This window comes from Streptomyces sp. NPDC001348 (genome assembly GCF_053597535.1).
The window spans coordinates 1-24,210 of the sequence record NZ_JBSFIK010000023.1 but is presented as its reverse complement, the minus strand read 5'-3'; the positions used below and the strand labels follow the sequence as shown (position 1 = coordinate 24,210).

Genomic DNA, 24,210 nt, shown 5'->3' with positions numbered 1-24,210 from the left:
CGGCCGGCCGCGCACACGGGTCGGCGGCCGGCTCGCCGGTCACTCACCCGCGTAGGCCTTCTCCAGTTCGGCGACGTCGAGCTTGCCCATGGACATCATGACGCGCGTGGTGCGGGCGGCCTTCTCCTGGTCCGGATCGCCGATCATGTCGATCAGCCGGTCGTACACCACCTGCCAGGAGACGCCGTACCTGTCCTTGAGCCAGCCGCAGGGTCCGCCCTCGCCGCCGTTCTCGGTGAGCCTGGTCCAGTAGTGGTCGATCTCGTCCTGGTCCGAGCACATGATCTGGAAGGAGACGGCCTCGTTGAACTTGAACTGGGGGCCGCCGTTGAGCGCGACGAACTTCTGGCCGTTGGCGGTGAACTCGACGGCCAGCACGGAGCCGGCCGGGCCGGGGCCGGCCTCGGTGTGGCGGCCGATCCGTCCGATGCCGGAGTTCTTGAAGACCGAGACGTAATAGTGGGCGGCTTCCTCGGCCTGTCCGTCGAACCAGAGACACGTGGTGAATCCGTCGGTGGTCATGAGCTCCTCCTGGGGCGTGGAACGCGGTCACCTGTGTCGACCGATCCTCGCCGCGGAACTCATCGGCCGGGCCCGCGGTTAATTCGGATGGCCGCGGCTTTGCACCCAACTAGCCTGGCGGCCATGACACCCTCGCCCGCCGAGAGCATCCGGCCGTTCCGCCTCGCGATCCCCCAGAGCGACCTCGACGACCTGCACGACCGCCTCGACCGCACCCGGTGGCCGGACCAGCTGCCGGGCGTGGGCTGGGCGTACGGCGTCCCGGCGGACTATCTGCGCGACCTGGTGCGGTACTGGCGGCACGAGTACGACTGGCGGGCGGCGGAGGCGCGACTGGGCGAGTGGCCGCAGTTCACCACCACGATCGACGGGGCACACGTCCATTTCGCGCATGTGCGCTCCCCCGAGACGGACGCCACCCCGCTGGTCATCACCCATGGCTGGCCCGGTTCGATCGTCGAGTTCCTGGACGTCGTCGGACCGCTCACCGATCCGGCGGCGCACGGCGGTGATCCGGCCGACGCCTTCCACGTCGTGGTGCCGCACATCCCGGGTTTCGGGCTGTCCGGGCCGACGACCGAGCCGGGCTGGGAGGCGGGCCGGGTGGCCGATGCCTGGGCGGAGCTGATGCGGCGGCTCGGTTACGAGCGGTTCGGGGCACAGGGCGGCGACTGGGGCGCGGCGATCTCCCGCGAACTGGGCCGCGCGCACCCCGACCGGGTGATCGGCGTACACCTCAACCTGCTGCCCGGTGCGCAGGCGCTCACCGAGCCCACGGACGGGGAACTGGCAGGTCTCACTCCCGAGGAGGGCGAGCGGACGCTCGGCTCCTGGCGCCGGTGGGACGCGTGGTTCCGCGAGGGTGCGGGCTACGCGGCCCAGCAGTCGACCCGGCCGCAGACCCTGGCGTACGCGCTGACGGACTCGCCCGTCGGGCAGCTGGCCTGGATCGTGGAGAAGTTCCGGGAATGGACGGACTCCGAGCAGTTGCCGGAGGAGGCCGTCGACCGGGACCTGCTGCTGACGAACGTGATGCTGTACTGGCTGACGGGCACGGCGGGGTCCTCCGCCCGGATCTACTACGAGCGGGCGCACGCCACCGGCCGGACAGCCGCTCCGGCCGAGCCGTCGACGGCGCCGACCGCGCTCGCCGTGTTCCCGGCGGACCCGCAGATACCGCTGCGGCACAAGGCGGACCGGACGGAGAACATCGTGCGCTGGACGGAGTTCGGCCGGGGCGGGCACTTCGCGGCCATGGAGGAGCCGGACCTGCTGGTCGGTGACGTACGGGCGTTCTTCCGGCAACTGCGCGAGAAGGACGCGGGCTGAGGCCTTCCCGTCGCGGCTGCCGTCAGGCCGCCAGGCACATACCCCGGTACGAGACGCGCGTCCCCTGACGGCTCCCGCCCGTCCGCTGCCGGGTGAGCTCTCCCTGCGCCAGCGACAGCAGGTCGCCGAGGCCGAGACCGAGGGCCTGCGCGGCGGCCGCGAGGACCTCGGAGGAGGCCTCCTTTCGGCCGCGCTCGACCTCCGAGAGGTACGGCAGGGAGATCCGCGCCGCGTCGGCGACCTCCTTGAGCGTGCGCTCCTGCGCCAGACGCTCCCGGCGCAGGACGTCGCCGAGCAGGTCCCGCCAGAGGGGTTCCCTTTCGGCGGGGCCGGGGGCCGGCGTGCGGGGGCGGACGGGGACGGCGGGGGCCTGGTCAGGCGCTTGGTTGCTCACACGGCCCAGCCTAGGATTTCCGGACGTCCCGGGAAGGGGATCGGCCGGGACCGGCGTTCCGCCCTGCGGGAACCGCAAGGATCACGCCACCTCGCCGCGGGGCCCGCATGCGCTGCGTCACTCTGGGTACTCGCAGCGTGGGACGCGCATGGGTGGATGTTTTCCGGGTACGCGCTTCCCACGCAGTCCTGGACAGGCATACGGGAAACACCCAGCCGAAGAGGCAGACGTCGAACCTGACTTTCGTGGGAGAGGTAATGAATACCGCCGGGATCCGGTCGGAAGCAGTGGTCGCCGACAAGAAGACAGCCGAGGAAACGGCCGAGGAGTCACTGCCTGGAATCGCGGACCCGAGCACCATCGCTCCGCGTGACGCACGCGAGCTGTCCCGCCAGTTCTTCCGGCGTCTGACCGAGCTGGAGGAGGGGACGCACGAGTACCAGTACGCCCGCAACACCCTCATTGAGATGAACATGTCGCTCGTACGGTTCGCGGCGGGGCGGTTCCGCAACCGCGGCGACGACATGGAGGACGTCGTCCAGACCGGGATGATCGGTCTGATCAAGGCCATCGACCGGTTCGAACTGTCGCGCGAGGTGGAGTTCACCTCGTTCGCGCTGCCGTACATCGTGGGCGAGATCAAGCGGTTCTTCCGGGACACCACCTGGGCGGTGCACGTGCCGCGACGGCTGCAGGAGCTGCGGGTGGAACTGGCCAAGGCGCGCGAGGAACTCTCCAGCCGGCTGGACCGCGATCCCACGGTCGGTGAGCTCGCCACCCTGATGAACATCACCGAGAACGAGGTGATCGAGGCCCAGCTGGCCGCGAACGGGTACAACTCCTCGTCGCTGGACGCCGCGCTCACCGGTGACGGCCCCGAGAACGGCGAGGCGGTGCTCGCGGACTTCATCGGCGTCGAGGAGGAGGGGCTGCGGCTGGTGGAGGACTTCCAGTCCCTGGCCCCGCTGATGGCCGAGCTCAGCGAACGGGACCGGCAGATCATCCACATGCGGTTCGTCGAGGAGGCCACCCAGGCGGAGATCGGCGCGCGGCTCGGCTGCTCACAGATGCACGTCTCCCGCCTCATCAAGCGGATCATCACCCGTCTGCGGCACGGCATGCTCGGCGAACTGGGCTGCGCCTGAGCGCGGCCCGGCATCAGGGTTCCCGGCAGGCCCTCAGCGCGGAAGGTGCACCATCGCACGTACCTTCTTGCCGACGGGCACGCGTTCGGCGGTGACCTCCGCCGCCAGCGCGTGCACGATCTCGAGGCCGTGCCGGCCGACGCGCTGGGGGTCGCGCGGAAAGCGCCGGGGCAGCGCCACGCTGCTGTCGTAGACGGACACCGAGACGGCGCTGTCCGTGCCCTCCAGTTCCAGGATGTACGGCCCGTTGCTGTGCCGGTCGGCGTTGGTGACCAACTCGCTGACCACGAGGAGCAGTTCGCCGTCGGCGCGCGCGTCGATGCGGGCGCACCACTCGGTCCTCAGCTGTTCGAGGAACTGCGCGGCGAACGAGCGTGCCTCGGCGATGCATCCGGGTTCGCCCGTGTAGTGCGCCGCCCGTCTCAGCGGTTCCACGGGCACGTCGAAACCATTCGGTATCACTGCCCCGTCCACGTGGTCGGTCATACGTTTCTCTCTCGAATCCGGCCCGGCCGGTCACTGCTGCACCAGTCCTCGTACCCCGACAGAGGCCGCACAGTCCAGCCGGACCGTTCACCGAACGCGCACAAGAGGCATCGGCACGCCGGTCCGGGGCACCCGCATCGGGTGGACCCCGGCCGAGGGCGGCCGGGGCGGACGGCCGGAGGTGGACGGTGGTCTGGTGGGTGTGGCTGATCCTGGTGGTGGCCTTGGTCGCGGTGGCGCCGCTGGTGGCGCTGGGTGTCCAGGCCGGCCGGCGATCGGGAACGGTGATCGCGGTGCGGCGCGGACGCCGGTACGGCGGACGGGGTGTGTGATGGCCGGACATCTTCTGTCGGGGCCCGGGCGGGTGGGCTCGGAGCTGATGGCCGCGCGCAGCCTGTCCACCCTGCCGGTGGTCACGCTCGCGGGTGACGCGGTCGCACAGATCAAGGACACCGTCTTCGACGCCCCGGCCGGCCGTATCACCGGCTTCACCCTGAGTGGACGCGGCCTGTTCTCCGGCCCGCTGGGGCGGAGCCTGCCCTGGTCGGGCGTGCACTCACTGGGGCACCACGCGGTCATGATCGGCGATCCGGGGGCCCTGACCGAGGCGGCCGCCGTGGTCGTCCGCAAGGAGGCGGTCAAGGGCCGGGTGCTGGGTGCGAAGGTGCTGACCGACGCGGGGACGGAGATCGGCAAAGTGCTGGACGTCGTCGTGGAGGGAGGCACCAGCGGCCGGGTCGTCGGCTTCCGGATCGCGGCGAGCAAGTCCCTGACGTCCGGCTCGGGCCGCCGTCGGCACAAGGTGTACGTCCCGCGCGGCGAGACCCTCTCGGTCTCCGGACAGGCACTCGTCGTGCCCGCGGACGCGACGCTCTTCCTGGCCGAGGACCTCCCGAGCTTCGTCGGACAGGTGCAGGCCTTCCACGCCCGCGACGGCGTGGACGGTCCGCCCGGCGCTCCGAAGGAGTCACGCCCGTGATGCTGTACTCGAAGGTGCTCGGCCTGCCCGTGGTGACCCTCGCGGAGGCGGCCGAGATCGGTGTCGTGAAGGCCCTCACGGTCGACAGCGCCGCGCAGGCGGTGACACACGTCCGTGTCGGCACGCGGCGCGGCCGGGACACCGTGCTTCCCTGGGAGGCTCTGCACGCGGTCGGCTCCGACGCCGTACTCGTCCGTGAGGGACCCGAGGCGCGGAGTACCGCGCCCCCGCCGCCGCACCACGAAGTCATGCGCCACCGGATCCTGACCGAGGCGGGGAACGAGCGCGGGACCGTCCAGGACCTCACGTTCGACCCGGCCACCGGCCGCGTGGAGACGGTCTACACCGCGCTCGGCACGATCCCGGCCGACCGCCTGCTGGGGCTGGGCGACCACGCTCTGGTCGTACGCGCCGGGTGAGCGCCCGTCGCGCACCGGCGACGAGTGTCCCGGTGCGTCCCGGTCCGGTGTCACGTGTCAGGCGACGGGAACGACGAGCGCCGGGATGGTGCGCTGCATGCGCAGCGCGTCGACGGACTCGGCGAGCAGTTCGTACTCGGTGGTGTCGTCGTGGACCGCGATCCGCACCAGTCGGCCGTCGGCCAGTTCGTCGGCGACCAGTTCCTGCCGGCCGGCGTCGGCACACCAGGCACGCAGGACACCGGGCACGTCGGTGACGGTGTCCGGAACCGGCACCAGGGCGTTCGGCGGGAAGTGGGGGCCGGCGGGCTGCGGGTCGAGCCGGTCGGCGATCCAGCAGGCGCGGTCACGCAGCCACCACAGGGCCAGTGCCAGGGTGGGGGCACGGTAGGTGCCGAGCGGTACGCCGATGCGCCGTCCGTCGCACCAGCCGTACGCTGTGACATGGCACAGGAATTCGTCGTGCACGATCCACTCCCCCGAAGCGTCGCTCTGCTGCCGGCCGGGCCCTCGCTTTCCGTGCGGCTCCTGTGCGGTGAAGTGCCCCTGACTTCGAGTATCTTCACTACTGACACTCTGTCACCATGACTTTCCAGCCAGTCTCTTGGCATATTCGCCGCCGTTCCTGGCCGAAATCCGGTGGTGCGGTTCGTCGCCGCCGGCCTGCCCTCCGCGCCGCGTTACCTGCGGGGTAATCGACCCTCCCGGCGCCCACGGGCATGGTGGTGGCACCGGTTCGACGCGACCAGGAACCGGTTCCCGACCAGCATCGACGACCTCGATGGAGGCTGATTCGCCATGTCCGTGAACACCGACCGCTACCAGTTGGCCGCTGCCCGGTACTTCGAGGCCTGGAACGCCACCGAGCCGGAGTCCCTGGCGAAGGCGGTGGCCGAGGCCTGGACCGCCGACGGCTCCTACACCGACCCGCTCGCCGACGTCAGCGGACATGAGCAGATCGCCGCCGTGATCGCCGGAGCGCACGAGCAGTTCCCCGGCTTCGTCTTCCGTCCACTTGGCGCCGTCGACGGCCACCACGACACCGCCCGCTTCGCCTGGGAGCTGGTGAACGAGGCCGACGGCTCGGCCCCCGTGGCCGGCTTCGACGTGGTCACGCTGGACGAGGAGGGCCGGATCAGGTCGGTGCTCGGCTTCCTGGACCGGGTGCCGGCCGGAGCGTGACCGGTCGCCCGACGAGTCCCGCTCACCCGGACGCTCCGGGCTGGGGCCCGAGCCCCGGCCCGGGCGGCCGGGGCGGCGGCGGCCCGGCCGCCGCCCGCTGCCCGGCCCCGGCGAGCCCCGGGCCCGGCGCGAGGAACTCCCGGATCCCGAACAGTGCCAGCACGACGACGGCGAACCAGAACACCACCATGCCCGTCGGGTGGCTCCAGAACACGAACACGAGGGCAGCGCCGACCAGGATCACGATCCCGATCCACCGCTTCCACCGCCGCACGAACGGCTCCACCGGCCCCGCACGGAAGCCCGCGTGCTCGGCGACCTCGCGGACGCCGACGATCGCTGTCGTGCACGCGGCACGGATGGTCGTCGCGGGCCGGGAAGGGCCGGCGAAGAACGCGCCGAGCGCGACCAGCACCGCCAGCACCCCCACCGCGCGCACGGCCTGCCGCAGGAAGTACACCAGGGCGTCGTAGACCGACCCCGCCGCTCCGGGGGAGACGCCCTGCGGCAACTGGTTGAGGAAGTAGGTGCGGAAGACCGTGAGCGCGATGCCGAGCACCAGCATGGCCGCGGCGATCCCGAGCGCCGCGCCGATCAGCGCGTGCCTGCGGTTCCAGGCGGTGTAGACGCCCCCCGCCGCGACCAGTACCGCGACCACCGGGAGCCAGTTGCCCAGGATCTGCAGCAACCGCAGATAGAGCTGCAGTGACTGCAGCTTGGGCGAGGCGTACACCGTGAACTGTGTGTGCACGGTCGGGATCCTCGCGGCGGGTGCGAGGCCGGCGTCCACGAGCTGCTTCTTGACCTGGTCGATGACCGGTGCCAGGTCGATGGTGACCTGGTTGCCGGAGATCTGGACCGCCCCGCCGCTCTCCCCGGTCAGGGCCTTCACCATGGCGTTGTGTGCCACCGTGATGGCGTCGGTCCACGCCTTCGCGAACGCCTCGCTCGTCACGACCCGGTCGGACGCCGCGCCGATGAGGCTCTTCAGACCGTTGTCGATGGGGCCGCTCAGCGTGCCGATGAGCTGGGAGACGCGGGGCGGGACGCCTGGCTGGGCCGCCGCCTTGGACAACTCGTCGACCAGGGCCGGCACGTCGATCTTCTGCACCACGACGTCGGTGACCCGGCGGGAGACCGCCTGCTGCACGTCGGGGTCGCTCGCGAGCGGCCCCATGGTCGCGACGAAGCGGTCGGTGTCGGTGATCTCGTCCCGAGCCCAGACGGCCGTCACCGCCAGGATCGCCAGGATCGACGCCAGGACGATGAGCAGCACCGACCCCGTGGTGCGCAGCGGATGCCGTCGGCGCCGCGCGGCCGGTCCGGTGGCCGACTCCAGTTGGGCGACCCGTCGGCGGAGTTCGTCCAGTTCGTTCTCGTCCGGTGTACCGGCCCCGCCGACGGCGTCGTCCTGTGGCGGCATGAAGCACTCCCGTCCTCTCGTCCCACCAGCAAATCCGGTGGTACGCGGAGCCACCAGCGGAGGTGGCCCAACCGGGTGCCCGGCGGTCAGCGGGCCGGGCCCGGGGCCCGGACCCGCTCACGCATCACGCGACGGCCCGCCGAACATGCCGGCCGTGGTGTCCCGCTGCACCACGCACAGCGCCCAGATGATGAACCCGTAGAAAGCGATCAGCACCACCGACCACACCGGGTAGTACGGCAGGGAGAGGAAGTTGGTGATGATGAGCAGCGCGGCGATGGCCACGCCGCCGATGCGTGCCCACAGCGAGCCCTGGAACAGTCCCAGGCTGACGATCACCGCGACCGCCCCCAGGATCAGGTGGAACCAGCCCCAGCCGGTGAGGTCGAACTGGAAGACGTAGTTGCGTGTGGTGACGAAGACATCGTCCTGGGCGATCCCCATGATGCCGCGGAAGATGTCGAGCACCCCGGCGATCATCAGCATGACGGCCGCGAACATCGTCAGGCCGCCGGCCCACTGCTGCTTCGCCGTCTGCGTACGTCCGGTGGGTGTCGCGGTCATACCACTACCTCGTTTCGTTGCGGGTCGGTGTGTTCAGCGATGGGTTGTGGTGCTGCCGGGCTGCTCGCCCGGACCGTGTCCGCTGAGCACCAGTTCCTTCGCCCGGCGGAACTCGTCCTCCGTGATGTCGCCACGGGCCCGGATCTCGGACAGCCTGGCGAGTTCGTCGGCGCTGCTGGGTCGGCTCCCGCTGCTCGCGGTCTCCCGGATGTAGGCGTCCATGGCCTGCTGCTGCGCCCGTGCCTGCGTCATCTCCCTGCGGCCCATGTCCTTGCCCCGGGCGATGAGGTAGACGAACACGCCCAGGAAAGGCAGGCAGACGACGAACAACAGCCAGCCGGCCTTGCCCCAGCCGCTCATCTCGTCGTCACGGAAGATGTCGACGATGACCCGGAACAGCAGGACGAACCACAGCACCCACAGGAAGAACCAGAGCATCGTCCAGAAGGCGCTCAGCAGCGGATAGTCGTACGCGAGGTACATCGCGCTCATGTCTTCTCCTCCGTCCCGGGCGTTCGCCCCGGCCAGTCGTTCCATGCCGTTCTCAGCGTGCCCACGTCGAGATCCGCGGGGCCTCACCCGGCGCGGGTGAGCGTGCGGGCCTCTTGCCGGGGTTACTTCGGCGGGGTGCTCCGGCCCGCCGCGCCTGCCCTGCGCAGCGCCGCCCGCCAGGCGAAGGCGATCCCGAACTCGACCAGGGCGAGCAGTACCAGCCACAGGCCGAGGAGCCTGGTCAGCGCACGGGCCGACTCGGCCGGCAGGGCGAGCACCACGATCCCCGCGACGATGGCCAGGACCGCGCCCGCCAGGACGGCACCGCGGTGGGGCAGGTCCCTGGCGGCCAGTGCCGTGTACAGGGTGAGGATTCCGGAGACGAGCCAGACCACCCCGACGATCAGCGAGAGCGCGGTGATGGTCTGCAGCGGGTTGCGCAGGCACAGCACACCCGCCAGGACGTAGAGGACGGCCACCACCAGTCCCGGGAGGCGTTCGCCGTGTGCCTCCCGGCCGAACACCGCGACGAACCGGAACGCCCCGAGCACCAGCAGGTACAGGCCGATGAGCACCGCCAGGACGTGCAGGGTCTCGTCGGGCCAGACCAGCACCAGAACGCCCGGTACGAAGGTCGCCAGCGCCGAGCCCAGGATCCAGGTCCAGGAACCGCCGAGCCTGCCCAGTGCGTCCGCGGGGTCGCCGGCCGCAGGCGGAGCCGCCCCGTCGGGTGCGTTCTCCGGTCCGCTACGCGCCGCCGGATCGGGCGATACGGTCATGGCTCCTCCTCGCGCGACCGAGCGGGCGCTTCGGGACCGCCGACGGGGCGGTGTGGGGGGGACCTCACCGGGCCAGCGTGCCGCGGGCCGCGGGCCCGGCGGATCACCCGCGGCGGGTGATCCGCCCCCGCCGGCCGGGCGCTGGAGTGGGATGCGGGGGTACGCGCGGTGGAACGGAACGAAGAAGCGCCAGATGAGCGAACCCACGGCCGACCGGACGCGGCGGTTCCGGTCCGGACGGGAGGCATACCGGCCCGGCAGCGGGGTCCGCTCCGTGCGGCGGCCGGCGCGCCCGGCCGTCGCTCTCTCCAGGTACACGGTCACCGCGCTCGTCACCGCCTCCTACGTGCTGCCCTTCGACGGCCACCGCGCGGCCGGTGCCCCGGTGCTGCCGGTGTGCGGCCTGTCGGGGGTGCTGCCGGCCCTCTCCGCGCCGCCTGTCACCTGCTCCACCGGGCCGCCCTCGGCTCCTTCGCCAGGCTGACACCGCCGGCGGAGCGGAACGCCGGTACCGGCACCACCACCCTGGACCAGGAGGTCGGGACATGACCGCATCGAGCGTTTTCACCGCCCGTCTGCCGGCCGCCGAGCGAGCGGCGTACGGCAGGCAGGCCCGTACCCGCGTGCCGCGTTCCGAGCAGGGCCGGTACGAACCGGGGCCGGAGCGGCCCGACCCCGTCGAGGTGATCGAGCGGCAGTCGGCCACCCGGGTGCCGGAACTGGTGCCGATCCGCTACGGCCGCATGCTCGAGTCGCCGTTCCGTTTCTACCGCGGCGCGGCCGCGATCATGGCGGCGGACCTGGGGGCCGCCCCGAGCACCGGGCTGCAGGTGCAGCTGTGCGGCGACGCCCATCTGCTGAACTTCCGGCTGCTCGCCTCACCGGAGCGCCATCTGGTGTTCGACATCAACGACTTCGACGAGACCCTGCCGGGGCCGTTCGAATGGGACGTCAAGCGGCTGGCGGCCAGTTTCGTGACGGCGGGCCGGGCCAACGGCTTCTCCCGCAGGGAGCAGGACGACGCCGTCCGGGCGTGCCTGCTGGCCTACCGGGAGCGGATGCGCGAGTTCGCCGGCATGCGCACTCTCGACATCTGGTACGCCCAGGACGACGCCGACCGTCTGCGGAAACTTCTGGCGTCCTCGATGGACCGGACCGCCAGGCGCCGCACCGCCCGGGCCACGGAGCGGGCCCGCTCCCGCACCCAGATGCAGGCCTTCGAGAAGCTCACCCGGACCACGGCCGAGGGCCGGCGCATCACCCCCGACCCGCCGTTGATCACTCCGCTCGGGGATCTGCGTCCGGATCCGGGCGACGACGCGCAGGAGAGGGAACTGCAGACCGTGCTGGAGGGGTACGCACGAACCCTTTCGTCCGAGCGCCGGTACCTGTTGCGCCGCTACCACCTGGTGGACATCGCCCGGAAGGTGGTGGGGGTCGGCAGTGTCGGCACGCGGTGCTGGATCCTGCTCCTGCTCGGCAGGGACGACGACGATCCTCTGCTGCTGCAGGCCAAGGAGGCCCAGGAGTCGGTGCTGGCCGACCACACCGAGGGCGAGCACTACGACAACCAGGGCCGCCGGGTGGTGACCGGGCAGCGTCTGATCCAGACGACCAGCGACATCTTCCTGGGGTGGACGCACGTCACGGGCCTCGACGGGCACGGGCGGGATTTCTACGTGCGCCAGCTACGGGACTGGAAGGGCATCATGCAGCCCGAGACGATGGATCCCGCGCTGTTCACCCTCTTCGGTCACGTGTGCGGGGCCTCCCTGGCCCGGGCCCACGCCCGCTCCGGTGATCCCATCGCCATCGCCGCCTACCTGGGCCGCAGCGACCGCTTCGACCGCGGGCTCACGGCCTTCGCGCAACGCTACGCCGACCAGAACGAGCAGGACCACGAGGCGTTGCGGGCAGCCGTCCGCACCGGGCGGATCGAGGCCGAGCAGCTCTGAACGGGACGTTCCTCCCCTGTGCCGTCCCGGGTCACTCCGGCAACTGCCGCATCTCCAGTACACGCAGCCCGAGGGACTGGCAGCGCGCCAGCAGCCCGTACAGGTGGGCCTCGTCGAGGACGGGGCCGAACAGGACGGTCTGCCCGGACATGACCACGTGGTCGAGCTCCGGGAAAGCCTTGGCCAGCGTCTCCGACATGTGGCCGTCGACGCGGATCTCATAGCGCATCGGCTGTTCTCCCACGGGCGACCCACTGACCGGCGGACTGCACCCTTCCCTGCGATCCTCCGCCCCGGCGCCCCGTCCCGGCCTCACCCGGCACAGGTGATCCGGCGACCGGCCGGCTCACGGCCGCTTCCCTCAGTGTGAGATCACGATCTTGAAGACTACGATCAGCAGTCCGAGCAGCAGATTCACCGAGGCGCTGAGTATCACGAGCCTCCAGGAGGCCCCGGATCTGCGTGCCGCGGCCGCGGACCAGCCCACCTGCCCGGCCACGGCGACCGACAGCGCCAGCCAATAGGCGCCCGCCACGTCCAGGCCCAGCAGCGGACTGACGGCCACGGCGAAGGCGGGCGGGACGGCGGCCTTGACGATCGGCCACTCGTCCCGGCACACGTCCAGTACGGCCCGGCGGTCCAGGCGCCGTTGTGCGAGGCGAGCCCCGAACAGTTCGGCGTGCACGTGCCCGATCCAGAACACCACGCCGGTGAGCAGCAACAGCAGCACCAGCTCCGCGCGCGGGAACGAGCCTGCGGCCCCCGCACCTATGACCACGGAGGCCGCGAGCATCGATCCGTACACGCCTCCCGTGTAGTCGGTGTGCGCGCGGCGCGCACCGCTGCTCGCGCGGGCCGTGGTGGGGTCGGTACCGGTCATCGCGGCCTCCGCGGCGGCTCAGCTCGCCGACCCGATCGCGCCGGCCTCGGCACCGGGGTCCGGTTGCGGTGTCCGCTTCGTACGGCCGGCCGGCAACTGCGGTGTCACCAGGAAGCCGGCCAGTGTGACGCCGCCGGTGGCGAGGATCGCCGCCTTCAGACCGTCGAGCTGAGCCGAAGCGTACGACTGCGTGAGGGCGTCGACCTCCGACGGCGGCAGGCCGGCCTGCTCGGCCGCCGAGCGCACCTGGTCGGTGGGGACGAAGCCGACCCCGGCTTCGAGGGCGACACTGGTCTGTTGGCGGGCCTGGGTGGACAGCCGCGGGTCGTCCGCGACCTGTGTGGTGAAGGCGTGTGCCAGCGAGCCGATGAGGATCGACCCGATGAGCGCGGTGCCGAGGGCGGATCCGAGGTTCTGGGCGGTGAACTGCAGTCCCCCGACCTCGCTCCGCTCCGTTTCGCCGGCACTCGACTGGACGACGTTGCCCAGCTGGGACGCGAGGAGGCCGACGCCCACGCCCAGCACCGCCATGGCGCCGGCGAACTGCGCGTCGTCGATGACCGGGTCGATGGTGGCCAGCAGCCACACGATCGCCACCACCAAGGTCGTCAGTCCCAGCCGGATCACACGGCGCGGACCCCACAGCCGCCCGAGCGAGGACGCGCCCATCGAGGTCACGAGCATGGTGACGGACACCGGAAGGAGGCGCAGCCCCGTCTGGAAGGCGTCGAAGCCCTGTACGACCTGCAGATACAGCGGGATGGCGAAGAACAGTCCCAGCAGGATGAGATTCTGGCTCAGCAGTGTCATCAAGCCGGACCGCAGCGCGGGTCTGCCCAGCAGGGACCGGTGCACCAGGGGGTCGGTGCCCTGTTCGTCACGCCGCCGCTCCCAGCGCAGGAAGAGGCCGAGGACGGCGATACCGGCCCCGATGACGAACAGTGTGGGCGCGAACCCCAGGACGGTGAAGGGAGGGTTGACCGGGCGCACCCATCCCCAGCTGCTGCTCTGCAGCACCCCGAGCACGCCCAGCCCGAGTCCGGCCGCGGAGAGCGCGGCGCCCACACCGTCGAGCCGCGGGTGCGGATCCGTCCTCGGGGCCTCCGTGATCACCCGGTGGCAGGCCAGTACGGCCAGGACGACCACCACTTCGCCGGCGAAGACCAGCCGCCAGGTGAGGTACGTGGTCACCCAGCCGCCCAGCAGGGGGCCGACCGCGACGCCCGCGCCGGCGAGGCCGCCGATGACCCCGTAGGCGACGGCCCGGTCCCGTCCCCGGTACGACTCGGCGACGAGAGCGGCCATGGCCGGCAGGACCAGGGCGGCACCGAGCCCCTCCACGACCGACCAGCCCAGCGCGAGCACCCAGAGAGTCGGTGCGACGGCGGTCACCGCCGACCCGATGCCGTACACGGCCATGCCCAGGAAGAACACACGGCGGCGTCCCAGGATGTCGCCCAGCCTGCCGCCGGTGATCATGAAGGCCGCCATGACCAGCGCGTACAGCGTGATGACGGCCTGGATGGCGGTGACCTCGGTGTCGAAGTCCTCGACCAGTCGGCTGATGGACACGTTCATGACGGAGGTGTCCAGCACCATCAGGAACTGGGCCATCCCCAGCACGATCAGAGCTCGCCAGTGCGCCACGGTGCCCACCTCGCGGAGTCGGCCCGGGACACCGGTGGGCATCGGTCGGGCAGCGACCGCTGCGCACCGGCCGCCACCTTCATCGCAGCTCAGGGGACGGATGGCCGCCTCACCCGTCACGGGGGAGGCGGCTGGTGTGCCGCCGGTGAGCACAGACCGGCGGAGCCGTGAACGGGTCCGTTGAAGTCGCCCGGTTCATGAAGAGATGGCACCGAGCGCTCCCGGAGTGACCGAGAGCGATCTCTGGACCGAAACTGCCGGTGCTGAAGGCATCCGAACGTGTGCTGTTCCCGCACCGGACCGAGACCGACGTCCAGGACACCGACGAGGCTGCGGTCAGTTCCGTCTCGGCGGCATGGCTGCAGGCGGACATGATCGAGCAGCTGCGGCTCGAGCCGGGGAAGGTCGTACTGGAGGTCGGATCCGGCGACTACAACGCGGAGTTGATCGCGCACGTTGTCGGGGAACGCGGACGGGTGGTCACCGTGGACATCGACCCGTATGTGGTGCACCGCACCAGGCGACTGTGCGCGGAGGCCGGAAGCAGCCGGGTCACGGCCGTCCTCGGCGACGGCAGCCTCGGGGCGCCCGCACACGTCCCGTCGGGTGGGTTCGACGGCGTGGTGATCACGTACAACGCCGCGGACATCGCGCCGGCCCGGCGAGAACAACTGGCAGAAGGTGGAAGGCTCGTGGTGCCGCTGGAGGTGGGCGGCTACACCCGCTCCGTCACCTTCGTACGACACGGTGACGCCCTGCGCGCCGTGCACTGGACGTACTGCGGGTTCGTACGGGACCGGGGGGCCGCCGCCCGCACCGCCCCGACCGTCTCGCTGGCCGGCGGTGCCGTGACGGTGCGGTGGGAGGACGGTGCCCCCGGCACCACTTCCGGGCTCGAAGAGGCTTTGTGCGGGCCACGCCACGAACTCGCCACCGGCGTCGTCCTGCCTGGCCAGTACAGCTTCGAGACGCTGCAGCTCTACGCCGCGACCACCCTGCAAGGCTTCTGCCGCCTGACGCCCCCGGAAGGGTCCCTTCCGGTGGCGCAGCGGGACGCAGCCGCGATCGTGGCCGACGGCTCGCTGGCCTACCTGACGCACACCAAGACCCATGACGCACCGGAACCCGCAGACCGGCGATACGAGTTCTACATCCACGCCTACGGACCAGCCGGCCCAGACCTGGCCGAGCGGTTCGCCGCCTGCGTGTGGGGGTGGGACCGACACGTGCGCGACAACGGCTACCCCCAGCTGACCGTGTACCCCGCCGACACTGCAGACCGCGATCTGCCGCCAGGACAGGTGCTGGACAAAGCCGCCTCCCGCCTCGTGTTCCGATGGCCCGACCAGCACTCCCACGCCAACGATGCGGCCGACCACGTTCTCACACGGACGGGAGCCGAACGCTGAGGCCCCGATCGACGCAACGCGTGCGGGAGAGACTCCGCCACCACCGCCCACCACCGGAAGAACCGGATAACTGCTCGCTTGAGGCGTTCGATGACGTCGACGGTTTTGCGGACGTGCGTGACGTTGAAACCGTCGTCCGTCACCTTCTACGACAGCATCGGCGAAGTCACCTGGTCGGACACCCGCAACGGCTACTTTCACATCACCGTGGGACCAGGCACGTGGCCGGCCCCATGGTGACCGCAGCGCAGTCCATCAGGGCCGGCAAGACGGCCGGACACTGAGCAGTTCGGTCCTCAGCACGGGCGTGCCGTCGACAGGAGCCGGGTCCTGCGTAGTCGGCTCGATTCCGCCGGCAGCCACCTTGTCGAGCGTCTTCAGGCCGGCGGCACCGACCGTGCCGAACACCGTGTAGTTCGGTCGCAGCGCGGAGTCGCCGTAGACGACGAAGAACTGCGAACCGTTCGTGTCCGGCCCGGCGTTGGCCATCGCCAGCAGACCACGCCCGTAGAGGCGACGGGTGCCGGTCGGATCGCTCGGTGCCGGCGGCAGGTCCACCGGCAGCTCGTCCTTGTACTCGTACCCCGGCCCACCCTCGCCAGTGCCGGTCGGGTCACCACACTGCAGGACCTTCAGCGTCGGATACGCCGTCAGCCGATGGCACACCGTACGGTCGAAGAACCGGTGCCGCGCCAGGTGTACGAAGCTCTGGACCGTGCACGGCGCCTCCGCCCGGTCCAGCCGCAGCGGGAGCGGGCCCTGGCTGGTCGGGACAGCCATGCCGACCGTGCCGTGACTGGGGGTGTGCCGCGGGTCGGGCGGCAGGGGAACCCGCCGCGCCGCCGGCTCGTCCGGGGTCTCGGTGTACTGGCAAGGACCGTGCGTGGTGCGCGGCGGGGCATCGGAAGCCGAGGCGGTGGTACTGCCCCCGGACACGGCCAACGCTGCTGCCGCCAATGCGGTCATGAGAGCTCGGTTCATCCTGCACACCCTCCAAAAGATCGCCGGACTTCGGAGCGGTCGCAGCCTAGAGCGCGGCCCGGCAGGTGAGAACCCGCCCGCAAGCCACATCCGCCTCCCAGCCTCCGGCCCGCGGCCGCGGACCATTACGTTCGGGTGCGGCAGAGTGTCGGCCGGCCGATCGGGTCGTCCGCCCCGTGTGCGTCCCAACGACCGCAGGGCTCGACCAAGTCAACCGTTCTCACCCTTCCGGGCCGCTGCTGAGTGATGTGCACGCGTGATGAAAGCGGCGGGGCGCCCAGTACAGCATCGGGGCGGTCCCGGACAGTCGCCGGCAGGCCTGTGGCGGGGACGGTAACTCGAACCGGCGGCCCGCCGACGCCGACGGGACGCCCGGCCTACCAGCCGGGCCCCGGTCGCCTGGCCCTGATCAGTACGTCACCTCACCGTTGCCGCCGTCGAAGACGATGTCGGAGCAGGAGTAGAAGTTCTCCTGGCTGTCCGAGCGGATCCAGTGGATGAACAGCTCGTGCTGGCCGGTCTTGCCGCTCGGCAACGTGAGGTTCCAGTAGTAGTGGCCTCCGTCCGAGCCGGCGCCGCCGGACTGCGGCGGGTTGGTGACGGAGTTGATGAGCGTGAGGTCGTCCCAGGCCAGGAGCTTGGTCGGGGACCAGCCGTCTTTGGTGATGTAGACGTTGAACATGCCCGGGTGGGCCGCCCAGTTGCTGTACTGCACCTGGATGGTCGAGCCCGCGGTCAGATGCGTCTTGGGCCAGTCGGTGCGGGCCGCGTTGTACGAGGAGAAGTTGAACGGACCGGTGTGTCCGCCGCTGCAGATCTCCCCGTCCGGGATGAAGCCCTTGGTCCGCCCGCCGCCGTGGGACTCCAGGACGGCGAACCAGTTGTACAGCGGCGTGGTGCCGGTCGCCCTGACCGCGTCGGCGCAGGCCGGGTTGGCCGGCATCTGGGTGCTGCTGTGGGCGACCAGGTCCTTGTAGCACAGGTAGGTGCGCGAGCCCGGCATCATGGCGACGCCGTGGGCCGACGCGGGGGAAGGCAGCGAGCTCAGGACGAGAGCGAGCAGCGCCGCCCCCAGCAGGCCGGGCAAGCGGGGGGCGGGCATCGGCGACCTGCGCCGGCTGGTGCGTGAAGTCTTCATGTGGGGGGCTCCTCTGGGGTCATCCGACCGCGGCGGGGACGACAGGCACCGGGCAAGCGCCGGTCGGGCACCGGTCGTCCCGGAGGCGCCGGGACATCGGACCGGTGGCATCCGGCGGGGCCGGCAGCGGCCCGTCCGCGGGTGGTGCGACCGTGCGTGGCAGGCTCCCGTCGCCGGCGCACAGCGGTCCGGGGGCGAACCGGAGCCATGCATTGGGAGCGCTCCCACCCATTGGTATAGCGCGAGCTGATGGTGTCGTAAACGCCTTGTGCCGACATTCCTGCGCGGGGGTGACCAGGTGCGGTTCCGGTCGCATTATTGGCATGAGCCCGACCGGTGTAAGCGGGGACCGCGACGTCGGGCCAGTCGACGTGCCGGTCATCGGGTCCGGCATCCAGGAGGTCACCGTGATCACCGCCCCACCCGCACCACGCACCGGCCGGCGATTACTCGTCACGGCGGTGTTCGGCGTACTGCTGCTCGCCTCTTCGTTCCTCGCCGGCCTGTCGTCCCCATCCGTCGCCGCGGCGGCGTCCACCGCATCGGCCGGCCGCGCCGCCCCCGCGGACCCGGCGGGCCACACCGGCAACGCCACGCATTTCGACGGCCTCGGATCGCCCTACGGCGGGTGCGGGGTACCGCAGGCGAATCTGGAGTCGCAGAACTTCGTGGCGCTCAACGTGTGGAACACACCGGGCGACTACAGCGGGCAGCCCACCCCGCGTCCCGTCCCGTCCAGTGGCGCCGGCAGCATGGGACTGTTCGACAACGGCCACAACTGCGGCCGCTGGGTGCGGGTGACGATCGGCGACTTCTGCACCGGTACCAACGACGGCGCGGCGGGCCAGGCGTTCTGCCGGAACGGAAACTGGACGTCGGACAAGTACAACGGCGCGACCCTGGACATGCTGGTCGCCGACAGTTGCGGCGACACCAACGCATGGTGCCGGGACGACCCGTACCACCTGGACCTGGCCACGCAGTCGCTGAACGCGTTCGAACTCAGTGGCCGGCCGGTGGCGGACATGTACCCGAGCCGCTGGAACAACCGGCACATTTCCTGGTCATTCATCTCGGCGCCCGACTATTCCGGCGACATCTCGATCGGCTTCGTCAAGAACGCGGCGACATGGTGGCCCACCATCGACGTCACACACCTGCCCAACGGCATCCACGGCGTGGAGTACTACGACGGCAGAGCATGGGTGGCGGCCGACATGATCAGCGACCTGGGCCAGCAGTACAAGATCGGCCCGAACTCATCGGGAGGATCGCGCTACACCGTCCGGGTCCGTGACGTGGACGGCAAGCTCGTCCAGGGCGGCCGGACGTACACCTTCGCCATGCCGGGCTCCTGCTCCTCCGGATGTACGCAGACGTACACCGGCGTCAGCTACACCACCGGTGGAAACGGCGGCAGCGGAGCGCTGGACCCGCCGGCGAATCTCACGGTGACCGGCACCACCAGCAGCAGCGTCTCGCTGTCCTGGAGCGCCTCGCCCGGTGCCGTCGGTTACGACGTCTACCGCGACGGGCAGCAGGTGGGTACCACCACCGGCACGTCCTTCACCGACAGCGGTCTGTCCGCCTCGACCTCCTACACCTACACGGTCAAGGCCCACGACGGCTCGGGAGGCACATCGGCCGCCTCGGACGACGTCCTGGCGACCACTCAGAGCTCGGCGGGGGGCGGTGGGAGCTCCGGCTGCACCGTCACCACCAAGCTGGTCAACTCCTGGCCCGGTGGTTTCACCGCCGAGGTGACCGTCACCAACACCGGCACCTCCGCCAGCAGCCGATGGCAGGTCGGCTGGACCTGGCCCGGCGACCAGAAGGTGACGACCGCCTGGAGCACCAAGCTGACGCAGTCGGGTTCCTCGGTCGCGGCCGCGAACGTCGACTACAACAGCGCCATCCCGCCGTCCGGAAGCACGACGTTCGGCTTCAACGCCACTGGAGCCTCCTCCGGCCTGCCCGGCAACCCCGTCTGCACACTCAACTGACCGGCGCGATCGCCTGCGGCGGCGAGCGGAAGCCGGCCGCGGGCGGGTGCGGGCGGGTGCGCCTCCTTGCGGCCCGGCGCCGGGCCGTGTGCGGGCCGCGCCGGGTACGGGGTTCAGATGCCGGGGCCTCGACACCACCGACTCCGTCACCTTCGACGGCACACCCGCCTCGTTCTCCGTCGTCAACGTAGGTCAGACCGTTGTTGGTGCCGCCCGCGGTGGTGACACTGACCGCGACCGGTTCCGCCGCGGCTCCGGCCGGCACCGTGACGCTGAGCGAGCTGTCGGAATTCACGGTCGGGGTGGCCGTCACTCCGCCGAAGGACACACTGGTCGCCGTGGACAGGTCGGTGCCGCTGAGGGTGATGGTGTTGCCGCCGGCCAGCGGACCCGATGTCGTGCCCAGGGAGGACTCGAACGGGGCGCCGACGTAGAAGAACGGCACCGGGTTGCTGGTCCCGCCGGGTGTCGTCACGGTGACCCCGACGGTGCCGGTTCCGGACGGGGAGACGGCGGTGACCTGGGTCGGGAAGACCTGGGTGATGTTGGTGGCCGGCTTGTTGCCGAACTTGACCGCGCTGGTGTGGGACAGGTTCGTGCCCGTGATGGTCACCAGCGTGCCACCACCGGAAGAGCCCTCCCTGGTTGGGTGAAATGGGCATGGCTGCTTCTCCCTTGAACGAGAAACGCATGCGGTGGTCACGAACCGGCCTGGAGCCCGCCTGGCATCCGCCTGCGGCCCGAAGCCCTGAGCGCGGGCACGGCTGACGACGGCTCAGAGCGGAGGAGACCCCACTCCGGCCGTGAGGCGTACGCGGAGTCGGCCCACCAGCACTCATGACCGGCAGCGAAGGAGGAACCCGGCAGACGCCGCCACCACATGCCTCCGGCTGGGGATGGGCGGCCCACCGGTTCGATACCCACAGTGACCCATACGGCCGAACCAGCGACAGGACAGCGGGCAAGAAGGCCACCCGAAAGGAGTACGTGACCTCCGGGTCCGCCGAGTTCGTCGCGACCCTTGATCCACCGCCGCCCCACCAACCGGCACCGGCTTACAGCTGATCCCCCACGGCGGCCGGCTCCGGTGGGTGCACCCCGCCTCCATCCTTGATGTCCTGCTCGCATGTCGGTCTGTCGTAGGACTGGTCGTTGGGAATCACCAGCACTCCGGCCACCTGTTCAGGGTGCCCGGCGGCGAGCCAGTCGTCGCCCGTATGGCCCCCACCCGGCCCGAACGCCTCAGAGGAATAGACCGTCTTGCAGATCAACGCCACGCGTTCCTTGTTCACCGCGCAGGCGTCCACTGCCGGGCCGTTGTCTTCGTCGGCGCCGTTGAAGCGGTAATGGAAGTGGACCTGGTCGCCTCCGGCGGGCACCTGCGGGTGGGGCTCGAGGCGCCAGTCGACGACCTCGGCGGTGACGCCGGTGGGTCGCCCCGACGGGTCGACGACCTGCACCCTGACACCGGCCTCGCCGCGCTCCGCCCTCGTGTCGGTGCAGCCCCAGTGTGAAGAGCAGCCGGCCAGGGCGAGAATGACCAGGGCCGACGGTGCAACGGTCAGTACCCGTGCGGGGAACACTCGGACGACCTCCGGTCAGGGGCGACGGAAGCAGCGTATCCCGGGCCCGGAGCGCGCGGACGACGGCAACGGGCGGATCGCCGCCTGGCCGCCGGAGGACGAAACCGAGTACGGCGTGAGCGGCGCCGGGAACGGGGAAGGCGCTGTGGGTGGATGAGCATGATGTCGATGAGGTGTTGCAGCAGGCGCTGGACCGGCTGACGCTGCTGGCGGATGTCAGTTCGGCTCTGGCCGGCACGCTGGATGCGCAGGAGGCTCTGCAGCGGGTCTGCCGGATCCTCGCGCAGCGGATGGGCGACTGGTGTGCGGTGGATCTGCTGGTCGGTGAGCATCTGGAGCGCGTGTGTGTCACTCACCGTGAGGGAATCCCGCAGCAGCGTGCCGTCGTGCACGAAGCTCCAGCGGTCGGGGTGCCCCGGGTCGCCGACGGCCCACTGAGCCGGGTGCTGTACGGCGCCGGACCCCTCCTCGTCGACGAGGACCAGCTGCGCGGCGAGGCGCATGCCACCAGCGGCACCGTGCTGGACCTGCCACGGGCGGCCAACAGTGCGATCGTCGCGCCCCTGCGAGCCAGGCGGGAGGTGTTCGGGGCTCTGACCATCGCCCGGATGGCACCGCACGCGGCGCTGAGCGGCGACGACCTGGCGCTGTTGGAGGACTTGGTCCACCGGGTGGCGCTGGCGATGGACAACGCCCGGCTGCACCAGGAGACCGAGCGCATCGCCGAACGCCTGCAGCGCTCGCTGCTGCCCACCCTGCCGGACGTCGACCACCTGACGATGGCCGCGCGCTACACCCCCTCCCATGCCACCGCCCAGGTCGGCGGGGACTGGTACGACAGCTTCCTGCTGCCCACCGGCGACACCGCTTTGATCATCGGGGACGTCACCGGCCACGATCTCAAGGCCGCCGTCACCATGAGTCAGTTGCGGAACACGCTCCGCGGCATCGCCTGCGACCGGCGCGAGCCCCCCGGAGCGATCCTGCACCGCCTGGATCTGGTCCAGCACGCCCTGTATCCCCGGGCCACCGCGTCGTGCCTGTACGGGGTGGTCGACGGGCCGGTGGGCGGGCCCTGGCGGCTGCACTACGCCGCCGCCGGCCACCCGCCGCCCCTGCTGGTCACCTGGGACGGCGACACCCGGTTCCTGGAAGGCGGGCGCAGCCTCCTGCTCGGCATCGACCCGCACACGGCACGCCCCAGTGCCACCGAGGACCTCCCCGCCCGGTGCACCGTCCTGCTGTACACCGACGGTCTGATCGAGCGCCGCGGTGAAACTCTCGACCACGGCATGACCCGCCTGCGCCAGCACGCCGGCGCACTCGCCCGCACCGACCCCGGCGAACTGTGTGACGAGCTCCTCGCCGGGCTCGCCCCGCACAGCACCGACGACGTCGCCGTCCTGGCCCTGCGGCTTCCCCCACCCGGACCGCGGGCGAGGAGTGACCGGCGCGAGGACGGGCATACGTGACCGGGCACTGAGAGCCGGCCGTGGGCTGTCGCCCCGCCTGAGGGAAGGGAAGTGGCATGCCGGGCGTCCCTGGCTACCTGCTGAGGAGACTGACCGTCGTATCGCACCGCGCGAAAAGGACGGTGGGAGCGGCGGTGCACCAGGCCCGCAGCGCCCGCAGCAGGCCCTCTCCTGCCCCGACCGGCGAGCCTGCCCCGCGCCGCACGGCATCCTCTGCCCCGGCGGCCACCGATTGAACCGGCCGCGCCACGGACCCGCTGGTACGGCAGCGACCGGCCGCGGACACCGCGACCGGGACGGCCCCGAAGAGCGGGCGATGACGGCGGTAGTGTGGCCCGGAACGGTGAGCGAGGCGGGTGATGGCGTTGGAGTGGCGTGAGTACGCCGAGCAGATGGCACTGCTCGCCCGGGACCTGCTGGCGAAGGACTCCGTCCAAGCCACCCTGGACGAGATCGTCGCGTCGGCGGTCAAGCTGGTCGACGGCTGTGACGCGGCCGGGATCCTCGCGGTGCGCAAGGGCCGGGCCGTGACCCTGGCCGCCTGCGGGGACATGGTCCGGGAGTCCGACCGTCTGCAGGGCGAGCTGGGCGAGGGACCCTGCTTCGATCTCGCCCGCCGCAAGGACGGCGAGCGCGTGTACCGGATCGCGGACCTGGCCCAGCCCCGGCCCGCCTGGAAGCGCTTCGCGGATGAGGCCCGCCGGCTCGGCATCGGCAGCATGACCGGCGTGCTGCTCTACACCGACAACGACGACTTCGGCGCGCTGAACCTGTACGCCCGGTCCCCCGGCGCCTTCAGCAAGGACATCGAGACCGCCGGCTGGCTGCTGGCCTCTCACGCCGCCGTCGCCCTGGCCAGCGCCCGCACCATCGACCAGCTCGAGCACGCCGTGGACACCCGCCATGCCATCGGTGAGGCCATGGGCATCCTCATGGAGCGCCACCGGATGAGTGAGGAGGATGCCTTCAACGTGCTGCGCCGCATCTCCCAGCACCACAACGTCAAGCTCCGCGACGTCGCCCAACGGGTCCGCGCCGACCATACCGATCCCGCCTGATCTCCCACCCGGCCACCGAGGAGACGGTACGTGCCCTGCGGCATGCCCCTCGGGGGCCGGACCGGATCGGTTGTCGTTTCCGGAGGATCCGTCAGTCGTGGGCGACGACGGCGACGGGGGCGGTGGAGTGGTGCAGGACGGCATGGGTGACGGTGCCGATGCGGGCCCCGACGGAGGAACGGCGGATGCGCCGTCCGACGACGACCAGGGACGCCTCGTGGGAGGCGTCGACCAGGAGGAGCGAGGGGCTGCCGAAGTGCGACTGCTCGACGACTTCGACGTCGGGGTACTTCTGCCGCCAGGGACGCAGTACTTCGCTCAGGATGACGGCGTCGCCCTTCGCCATCTCCCGCTCGACCGCGGGCTCCAG

General features: G+C 70.9%; 26 protein-coding genes and 2 pseudogenes. 12 read left to right on the top strand and 16 right to left on the bottom strand.

Annotated features, from left to right (window positions below):
* Positions 1 to 39: 39 nt before the first annotated feature.
* Positions 40 to 522 carry a VOC family protein gene (locus ACWC21_RS23600; protein ID WP_450884781.1) on the bottom strand — a complete coding sequence of 161 codons (483 nt, stop codon included), beginning with the start codon at positions 520 to 522 and terminating at the stop codon, positions 40 to 42.
* Positions 523 to 645: 123 nt separating this feature from the next.
* Between ACWC21_RS23600 and ACWC21_RS23595 the strand changes: the two genes are divergently transcribed.
* Positions 646 to 1,851 (top strand): epoxide hydrolase family protein, encoded by a 1,206-nt coding sequence (locus tag ACWC21_RS23595; protein ID WP_450884780.1) that lies wholly within the window; start codon positions 646 to 648, stop codon positions 1,849 to 1,851.
* A 22-nt stretch (positions 1,852 to 1,873) separates the two neighbouring features.
* Here the strand turns inward: ACWC21_RS23595 and ACWC21_RS23590 are convergent, their stop codons facing one another.
* Positions 1,874 to 2,245, bottom strand: a complete 372-nt coding sequence (locus ACWC21_RS23590; RefSeq protein WP_450884779.1) for a helix-turn-helix domain-containing protein — start codon at positions 2,243 to 2,245, stop codon at positions 1,874 to 1,876.
* Between the two features lie 257 nt (positions 2,246 to 2,502).
* On the opposite strand from ACWC21_RS23590, the gene ACWC21_RS23585 reads away from it, so the two are divergent.
* Positions 2,503 to 3,390 (top strand): RNA polymerase sigma factor SigF, encoded by an 888-nt coding sequence (locus tag ACWC21_RS23585; RefSeq protein ID WP_450884778.1) that lies wholly within the window; start codon positions 2,503 to 2,505, stop codon positions 3,388 to 3,390.
* 33 nt (positions 3,391 to 3,423) lie between these two features.
* Here ACWC21_RS23585 and ACWC21_RS23580 read toward each other — a convergent pair whose 3' ends face one another.
* On the bottom strand, positions 3,424 to 3,876 hold the full coding sequence (locus ACWC21_RS23580) for an ATP-binding protein (protein ID WP_450884777.1): 453 nt from the start codon (positions 3,874 to 3,876) through the stop codon (positions 3,424 to 3,426).
* A 188-nt stretch (positions 3,877 to 4,064) separates the two neighbouring features.
* On the opposite strand from ACWC21_RS23580, the gene ACWC21_RS23575 reads away from it, so the two are divergent.
* The 3 genes from ACWC21_RS23575 to ACWC21_RS23565 are packed head-to-tail and all read left to right on the top strand — an operon-like array spanning position 4,065 to position 5,274.
* Positions 4,065 to 4,208 carry a hypothetical protein gene (locus tag ACWC21_RS23575; RefSeq protein ID WP_450884776.1) on the top strand — a complete coding sequence of 48 codons (144 nt, stop codon included), beginning with the start codon at positions 4,065 to 4,067 and terminating at the stop codon, positions 4,206 to 4,208.
* On the top strand, positions 4,208 to 4,855 hold the full coding sequence (locus ACWC21_RS23570) for a PRC-barrel domain-containing protein (RefSeq protein ID WP_450884775.1): 648 nt from the start codon (positions 4,208 to 4,210) through the stop codon (positions 4,853 to 4,855). The genes ACWC21_RS23575 and ACWC21_RS23570 overlap by 1 nt, the downstream gene beginning before the upstream one ends.
* Positions 4,855 to 5,274 (top strand): PRC-barrel domain-containing protein, encoded by a 420-nt coding sequence (locus ACWC21_RS23565; protein ID WP_450884872.1) that lies wholly within the window; start codon positions 4,855 to 4,857, stop codon positions 5,272 to 5,274. Before ACWC21_RS23570 ends, ACWC21_RS23565 begins: the two co-directional genes overlap by 1 nt.
* Positions 5,275 to 5,331: 57 nt before the next feature.
* Here ACWC21_RS23565 and ACWC21_RS23560 read toward each other — a convergent pair whose 3' ends face one another.
* Positions 5,332 to 5,742, bottom strand: coding sequence for a hypothetical protein (locus ACWC21_RS23560; RefSeq protein ID WP_450884774.1), 411 nt, complete (start codon positions 5,740 to 5,742; stop codon positions 5,332 to 5,334).
* A 330-nt stretch (positions 5,743 to 6,072) separates the two neighbouring features.
* On the opposite strand from ACWC21_RS23560, the gene ACWC21_RS23555 reads away from it, so the two are divergent.
* Positions 6,073 to 6,456, top strand: a complete 384-nt coding sequence (locus ACWC21_RS23555; RefSeq protein ID WP_450884773.1) for a nuclear transport factor 2 family protein — start codon at positions 6,073 to 6,075, stop codon at positions 6,454 to 6,456.
* 22 nt (positions 6,457 to 6,478) lie between these two features.
* On the opposite strand, the gene ACWC21_RS23550 is transcribed toward ACWC21_RS23555, so the two are convergent.
* From ACWC21_RS23550 to ACWC21_RS23535, 4 genes are all read right to left on the bottom strand, one after another.
* Complete coding sequence (locus tag ACWC21_RS23550; RefSeq protein WP_450884772.1) at positions 6,479 to 7,879, bottom strand: hypothetical protein; 1,401 nt, start codon at positions 7,877 to 7,879, stop codon at positions 6,479 to 6,481.
* 117 nt (positions 7,880 to 7,996) lie between these two features.
* Positions 7,997 to 8,443: a DUF7144 family membrane protein gene (locus tag ACWC21_RS23545; protein ID WP_450884771.1), complete on the bottom strand. Its 447-nt coding sequence runs from the start codon at positions 8,441 to 8,443 to the stop codon at positions 7,997 to 7,999.
* 33 nt (positions 8,444 to 8,476) lie between these two features.
* A complete protein-coding gene (locus tag ACWC21_RS23540) occupies positions 8,477 to 8,935 on the bottom strand; it encodes an SHOCT domain-containing protein (RefSeq protein WP_450884770.1) in 459 nt (152 codons plus the stop codon).
* A gap of 122 nt (positions 8,936 to 9,057) precedes the next feature.
* Positions 9,058 to 9,714, bottom strand: a complete 657-nt coding sequence (locus ACWC21_RS23535; protein WP_450884769.1) for an HdeD family acid-resistance protein — start codon at positions 9,712 to 9,714, stop codon at positions 9,058 to 9,060.
* 193 nt (positions 9,715 to 9,907) lie between these two features.
* Between ACWC21_RS23535 and ACWC21_RS23530 the strand changes: the two genes are divergently transcribed.
* Both ACWC21_RS23530 and ACWC21_RS23525 read left to right on the top strand, forming a co-directional pair.
* A complete protein-coding gene (locus ACWC21_RS23530) occupies positions 9,908 to 10,198 on the top strand; it encodes a hypothetical protein (protein WP_450884768.1) in 291 nt (96 codons plus the stop codon).
* Between the two features lie 61 nt (positions 10,199 to 10,259).
* On the top strand, positions 10,260 to 11,669 hold the full coding sequence (locus ACWC21_RS23525) for a DUF2252 domain-containing protein (protein WP_450884767.1): 1,410 nt from the start codon (positions 10,260 to 10,262) through the stop codon (positions 11,667 to 11,669).
* 31 nt (positions 11,670 to 11,700) lie between these two features.
* Here the strand turns inward: ACWC21_RS23525 and ACWC21_RS23520 are convergent, their stop codons facing one another.
* From ACWC21_RS23520 to ACWC21_RS23510, 3 genes are all read right to left on the bottom strand, one after another.
* A complete protein-coding gene (locus ACWC21_RS23520) occupies positions 11,701 to 11,898 on the bottom strand; it encodes a hypothetical protein (RefSeq protein WP_388791119.1) in 198 nt (65 codons plus the stop codon).
* 132 nt (positions 11,899 to 12,030) lie between these two features.
* Positions 12,031 to 12,549 carry a hypothetical protein gene (locus ACWC21_RS23515; protein ID WP_450884766.1) on the bottom strand — a complete coding sequence of 173 codons (519 nt, stop codon included), beginning with the start codon at positions 12,547 to 12,549 and terminating at the stop codon, positions 12,031 to 12,033.
* Between the two features lie 18 nt (positions 12,550 to 12,567).
* Positions 12,568 to 14,196: an MFS transporter gene (locus tag ACWC21_RS23510; RefSeq protein WP_450884765.1), complete on the bottom strand. Its 1,629-nt coding sequence runs from the start codon at positions 14,194 to 14,196 to the stop codon at positions 12,568 to 12,570.
* Between the two features lie 260 nt (positions 14,197 to 14,456).
* Here ACWC21_RS23510 and ACWC21_RS23505 point away from each other — a divergent pair, with 260 nt between their 5' ends.
* On the top strand, positions 14,457 to 15,605 hold the full coding sequence (locus ACWC21_RS23505; protein ID WP_450884764.1) for a hypothetical protein: 1,149 nt from the start codon (positions 14,457 to 14,459) through the stop codon (positions 15,603 to 15,605).
* A gap of 255 nt (positions 15,606 to 15,860) precedes the next feature.
* On the opposite strand, the gene ACWC21_RS23500 is transcribed toward ACWC21_RS23505, so the two are convergent.
* Both ACWC21_RS23500 and ACWC21_RS23495 read right to left on the bottom strand, forming a co-directional pair.
* Entirely contained in the window at positions 15,861 to 16,385 is a 525-nt protein-coding gene (locus ACWC21_RS23500) for a peptidylprolyl isomerase (RefSeq protein ID WP_450884763.1), read from the bottom strand.
* A 616-nt stretch (positions 16,386 to 17,001) separates the two neighbouring features.
* Positions 17,002 to 17,688: pseudogene (locus ACWC21_RS23495) on the bottom strand (lytic polysaccharide monooxygenase auxiliary activity family 9 protein); the annotation flags it as partial.
* Between the two features lie 359 nt (positions 17,689 to 18,047).
* Between ACWC21_RS23495 and ACWC21_RS23490 the strand changes: the two are divergent.
* On the top strand, positions 18,048 to 19,727 hold the full coding sequence (locus tag ACWC21_RS23490) for a cellulose binding domain-containing protein (protein ID WP_450884762.1): 1,680 nt from the start codon (positions 18,048 to 18,050) through the stop codon (positions 19,725 to 19,727).
* A gap of 187 nt (positions 19,728 to 19,914) precedes the next feature.
* Here ACWC21_RS23490 and ACWC21_RS23485 read toward each other — a convergent pair.
* Together ACWC21_RS23485 and ACWC21_RS23480 are read right to left on the bottom strand one after the other, a co-directional pair.
* A pseudogene (locus ACWC21_RS23485) lies at positions 19,915 to 20,389 on the bottom strand (IPT/TIG domain-containing protein); the annotation flags it as partial.
* A 393-nt stretch (positions 20,390 to 20,782) separates the two neighbouring features.
* A complete protein-coding gene (locus ACWC21_RS23480) occupies positions 20,783 to 21,310 on the bottom strand; it encodes a hypothetical protein (protein ID WP_450884761.1) in 528 nt (175 codons plus the stop codon).
* A gap of 149 nt (positions 21,311 to 21,459) precedes the next feature.
* Here ACWC21_RS23480 and ACWC21_RS23475 point away from each other — a divergent pair, with 149 nt between their 5' ends.
* Positions 21,460 to 22,782: a PP2C family protein-serine/threonine phosphatase gene (locus tag ACWC21_RS23475; RefSeq protein WP_450884760.1), complete on the top strand. Its 1,323-nt coding sequence runs from the start codon at positions 21,460 to 21,462 to the stop codon at positions 22,780 to 22,782.
* A gap of 359 nt (positions 22,783 to 23,141) precedes the next feature.
* Positions 23,142 to 23,840 (top strand): ANTAR domain-containing protein, encoded by a 699-nt coding sequence (locus ACWC21_RS23470; protein ID WP_450884759.1) that lies wholly within the window; start codon positions 23,142 to 23,144, stop codon positions 23,838 to 23,840.
* Between the two features lie 91 nt (positions 23,841 to 23,931).
* On the opposite strand, the gene ACWC21_RS23465 is transcribed toward ACWC21_RS23470, so the two are convergent.
* On the bottom strand, positions 23,932 to 24,210 hold a 279-nt coding region (locus ACWC21_RS23465; RefSeq protein ID WP_450884758.1), incomplete at its 5' end, for a universal stress protein.

Coding starts and splice junctions, on each gene's coding strand:
- ACWC21_RS23515 (WP_450884766.1), bottom strand. CDS start 12,549: ATGACCGGTACCGACCCCACCACGGCCCGCGCGAGCAGCGGTGCGCGC.
- ACWC21_RS23530 (WP_450884768.1), top strand. CDS start 9,908: ATGAGCGAACCCACGGCCGACCGGACGCGGCGGTTCCGGTCCGGACGG.
- ACWC21_RS23595 (WP_450884780.1), top strand. CDS start 646: ATGACACCCTCGCCCGCCGAGAGCATCCGGCCGTTCCGCCTCGCGATC.
- ACWC21_RS23545 (WP_450884771.1), bottom strand. CDS start 8,443: ATGACCGCGACACCCACCGGACGTACGCAGACGGCGAAGCAGCAGTGG.
- ACWC21_RS23500 (WP_450884763.1), bottom strand. CDS start 16,385: ATGGCTGTCCCGACCAGCCAGGGCCCGCTCCCGCTGCGGCTGGACCGG.
- ACWC21_RS23525 (WP_450884767.1), top strand. CDS start 10,260: ATGACCGCATCGAGCGTTTTCACCGCCCGTCTGCCGGCCGCCGAGCGA.
- ACWC21_RS23565 (WP_450884872.1), top strand. CDS start 4,855: ATGCTGTACTCGAAGGTGCTCGGCCTGCCCGTGGTGACCCTCGCGGAG.
- ACWC21_RS23555 (WP_450884773.1), top strand. CDS start 6,073: ATGTCCGTGAACACCGACCGCTACCAGTTGGCCGCTGCCCGGTACTTC.
- ACWC21_RS23490 (WP_450884762.1), top strand. CDS start 18,048: ATGAGCCCGACCGGTGTAAGCGGGGACCGCGACGTCGGGCCAGTCGAC.
- ACWC21_RS23585 (WP_450884778.1), top strand. CDS start 2,503: ATGAATACCGCCGGGATCCGGTCGGAAGCAGTGGTCGCCGACAAGAAG.
- ACWC21_RS23570 (WP_450884775.1), top strand. CDS start 4,208: ATGGCCGGACATCTTCTGTCGGGGCCCGGGCGGGTGGGCTCGGAGCTG.
- ACWC21_RS23600 (WP_450884781.1), bottom strand. CDS start 522: ATGACCACCGACGGATTCACCACGTGTCTCTGGTTCGACGGACAGGCC.
- ACWC21_RS23550 (WP_450884772.1), bottom strand. CDS start 7,879: ATGCCGCCACAGGACGACGCCGTCGGCGGGGCCGGTACACCGGACGAG.
- ACWC21_RS23470 (WP_450884759.1), top strand. CDS start 23,142: ATGGCGTTGGAGTGGCGTGAGTACGCCGAGCAGATGGCACTGCTCGCC.
- ACWC21_RS23520 (WP_388791119.1), bottom strand. CDS start 11,898: ATGCGCTATGAGATCCGCGTCGACGGCCACATGTCGGAGACGCTGGCC.
- ACWC21_RS23580 (WP_450884777.1), bottom strand. CDS start 3,876: ATGACCGACCACGTGGACGGGGCAGTGATACCGAATGGTTTCGACGTG.
- ACWC21_RS23540 (WP_450884770.1), bottom strand. CDS start 8,935: ATGAGCGCGATGTACCTCGCGTACGACTATCCGCTGCTGAGCGCCTTC.
- ACWC21_RS23535 (WP_450884769.1), bottom strand. CDS start 9,714: ATGACCGTATCGCCCGATCCGGCGGCGCGTAGCGGACCGGAGAACGCA.